The following is a 3,195-nucleotide window of genomic DNA, read 5'->3' as shown; positions in this document are numbered from 1 at the left end:
GAGCTCAACGCTTCGCGCGCCCGCATCGTCGCGACCGCAGACCAAACCCGCCGCCGCATCGAGCGCGATCTACACGACGGAGCGCAGCAGCGCCTCGCCTCCCTGGCTCTGGAGCTGCGCGCAGCGGCCGGCAATGCCACCGCGGAGCCCGACGAGCTGCGTGAAGAGCTCGCTCGAGCGTCGATGGAGGTGACGGCCGCGCTTGACGAGTTGCGCGAGATGTCCCGCGGGATCCACCCCGCGGTCCTGTCGGAGGGCGGGCTCGGGCCGGCCTTGCACACACTGTCGCGCCGCTCTGCGATTGCGGTGGACCTTGAGATTCGCACCGCTGAACGCTTCGCGGAGCGTGTCGAGGCGACGGGCTACTACGTCGTCTCCGAGGTGCTCACCAACGCGGTCAAACACGCGCGTGCCTCGGTCGTGAGTGTGGCGGTCGAGCAGGTGCACAGGACGCTGCGCGTGTCGATTCGTGATGACGGTGTCGGCGGCGCGGATCCAGCCCGAGGCTCGGGTCTGACCGGCTTGCGCGACCGGGTCGAGGCGCTTGGCGGAGCGATCCTGGTCGAGAGCCCGCTCGGAGTCGGAACGGCGGTGCTCGTCACCCTGCCACTCGACTGATCCGATTGAGTGGGTGCCGATGCGCCGACCCGAGCGGCGCAGCGCCGGTCACGGTCGCGCCCGGTCATGCCACGGATAACTCCGGGCGTTGACCGTCGACGGTGAGCGTCACGTCAACGTTGCCTCGGGTGGCGTTGGAGTACGGGCAGCGCTCGTGCGCCCGCGCCATCAGGTCCTCGGCGTCGCGGCGCGCCAACTGCGGTGCGTGAAGGTCGAGCGCGACCGTCAAGCCGAAGCCACCGTGGCCGGTCGGCCCGATCCCGACCGAGGCGTTGATCGTCGAGTCAGACACGTCGACTCCGCGTCCCCGCGCCACTCCCTGCAGCGCCGACTGAAAGCACGCCGCGTACCCTACGGCGAACAGCTGCTCCGGGTTGGTGCCCGGACCGCCGTCCCCGCCCATCTCCTCTGGGACCGACAGGTCCACCTCCAGTCGGCCATCGGAGGTCCGGCCGTGCCCGCCGCGTCCACCATGTACCACCGCATGCGCGGTGTACAGAATTCTCATCGCGATTTCCCTTCCACCGAGATTCATTATCGCCCTTCACGCTCCCCGAGAAGCCGGACCGGGTCATCACCGCAGGCACCCAACCTCCATTGCTGGTTAGCCGGAATCGCAGTATCACGCGCCTGGAAGGTGGAAGCCGGCGGCGATATCCAAAGTGGTCGCGACTGTCAGGTACATCAGCCACACGCCGACGATGATGTGGATCAGCCCGAGGGTCTTCTCGCCCACATTGGTCGACTCGCTCCCATCGGCACCCACCTTGACACCGAGCTTGAAGCTGGCGAAGAACTCGGCGACGTAGACCAGCGCCAACCCGGTGAACAGCACGCCGACCGGCCAGGCGCCGGCGCGGAAGAACACTGTCAGGCCCAGGACCGAGATGATGAGAAAGGCGACCGACATGAACCCGTTGGGTCGGACGTCGGCGCCCCGCAGACGATTCCAGCCCATCGCGAACCAGTGGATGCCATAGGCGCTGAATGCCAGTGCAGCCATATACAGAGCCTTGTTGCCGGTGAAGACCGGGAACCAGCTCAGTCCCACGAACAGGAAGACCCCGACGAGGAACTGGCAGAAGCCGGCCATCCAGAGGCCCCACACGCCGTTGGCGCGATCCACGTTGGAGTCTCGCCTAGGATATCCGAGTAGCTCCTGCGGTCCATAGATCAGGTAACCGGTGCCGAGCCCGAAGAAGCCGAGAACCACCGGAACGAACAATGAGGCTGGAAATAAGGTCGACACCGCGCACCAACTTTGGTCTAGGTTTGCTTCCTGCGCTACCAGCCTTACGGGGACGGGCGTGTGCAGCCATCGCGGCTACCCGCATGTTCCGATCGCCAGCCAGCCGGAGGCACGGCTACCTGCTAGCCGCTATGGTCAGCGACGGACAGCTCTAGCGGGTCGATCACGGCACGTACCGCCCGAGCCGAACGATGTAGGCCGACTCGCTCGTCGTCGGATAGGGGTACCGGCAGTGCCTTGAGCACTCCGGTCCGGTTGACCACCGACGGCACGGACAGGCACACGTCGCTGATTCCCGCATATCCGGTTAGAAGTGAGCTAACCGGCAGCACCTGGTGCTCGTCGTAGAGCACGGCTTCGATGATGCGGGCCGCGGCGAGCGCGATCGCGTAGTTGGTGTATCCCTTGCCGCGCAGCACCCGATGCCCGTCCTCGATCACCTGCCGGCCGATGCCATCACGCTCCGCGGCGGCCAGCGGCGGCAGCTCCGAATCGTCCCAATGCAGGATCGGAACGCCACCCACGGTCGCGCTGGTCCACAGCGGAATCTCCGAATCCCCATGCTCGCCGACGACGTAGGCGTGCACGCTTTGCACGGCGACGCCGCAGCGCTGGGAGATCAACGACCGCAGCCGCGAGCTGTCCAGCAGCGTGCCCGAGCCCAGGACCTGATTGCGCGGCAGGCCGAGTATCTTCAGCGCCGCGTAGGTGACCACATCGACCGGGTTGGTAACGATCACCACCACCGCCCCGGGTGCCACGTCAAGCAGCGGAGGCAGCAGGTCCCGGCAGATCGCCACGCTGTCCCGTGCCAGCTCCAGCCGGGGCTGGCCCGCCTTCGGATACCCGCCGACGGTCAGTACTAGAACGTCCGCGTCGCGGCACACCTCGATGTCGTCGGAGCCGGCCACGGAGGCCATGGGCACGAACTGCAGCCCGTGCTGTAGGTCAAGCACCTCGGCCTGGACCTTCGAGGCGTTGCGGTCATACAGGACGATGGTCTTGCCGGTGCCCCTGATCATGCAGGCGTAGGCCAGCGTCACTCCGACGTGGCCTGCTCCAACGATCGCGATCTTCGCCGTGCTCATACGTCAGAGTTCTTGGACGGGGCCCGGCTGTTGGGCCCGCTCGACAAGGTGGTGATGGCCGTCCGCTCCCGGGAGAGGAAAGCGTTGAGCCCTTCGAGAGTGCTCATCAGCGGGGCCGGGAAGACCACCGTCGTGTTCTTGTCTACGCCGAGCTCCACCAGGCTCTGGAGGTTGCGGAGCTGCAGGGCCAGCGGATGGGCCATCATGACGTCGGACGCGGCGCCGAGCGCGTCCGCGGCG

Annotated in this window: 4 protein-coding genes and 1 pseudogene; 1 reads left to right on the top strand and 4 read right to left on the bottom strand. The window is 66.8% G+C overall.

Translation table 11 applies throughout. From position 1 onward, the window contains the following. The coding region (locus VJV41_RS09300) for a sensor histidine kinase (protein ID WP_325333012.1) at positions 1 to 618 on the top strand (618 nt) is incomplete at its 5' end. Positions 619 to 682: 64 nt separating this feature from the next. On the opposite strand, the gene VJV41_RS09295 is transcribed toward VJV41_RS09300, so the two are convergent. The 4 genes and pseudogenes from VJV41_RS09295 to VJV41_RS09280 form a co-directional block, all read right to left on the bottom strand. Then, a complete protein-coding gene (locus VJV41_RS09295) occupies positions 683 to 1,126 on the bottom strand; it encodes an organic hydroperoxide resistance protein (protein ID WP_325333011.1) in 444 nt (147 codons plus the stop codon). A gap of 114 nt (positions 1,127 to 1,240) precedes the next feature. Then, positions 1,241 to 1,867: a hypothetical protein gene (locus VJV41_RS09290; protein WP_325333010.1), complete on the bottom strand. Its 627-nt coding sequence runs from the start codon at positions 1,865 to 1,867 to the stop codon at positions 1,241 to 1,243. Between the two features lie 122 nt (positions 1,868 to 1,989). Further along, positions 1,990 to 2,955 (bottom strand): L-lactate dehydrogenase, encoded by a 966-nt coding sequence (locus VJV41_RS09285; RefSeq protein WP_325333009.1) that lies wholly within the window; start codon positions 2,953 to 2,955, stop codon positions 1,990 to 1,992. Further along, a pseudogene (locus tag VJV41_RS09280) lies at positions 2,952 to 3,195 on the bottom strand (slipin family protein); the annotation flags it as partial. The pseudogene VJV41_RS09280 and the gene VJV41_RS09285, both read right to left, overlap by 4 nt.

This window comes from Mycobacterium sp. (genome assembly GCF_035274705.1).
GTDB lineage: Bacteria > Actinomycetota > Actinomycetes > Mycobacteriales > Mycobacteriaceae > Mycobacterium.
Note: the sequence above shows the minus strand (reverse complement) of the source record. Positions and strands in the feature narration are given on the sequence as shown.

Excerpts from the sequence above, each read along its gene's own strand:
- VJV41_RS09285 (WP_325333009.1), bottom strand. The coding sequence starts at position 2,955 with ATGAGCACGGCGAAGATCGCGATCGTTGGAGCAGGCCACGTCGGAGTG.
- VJV41_RS09295 (WP_325333011.1), bottom strand. The coding sequence starts at position 1,126 with ATGAGAATTCTGTACACCGCGCATGCGGTGGTACATGGTGGACGCGGC.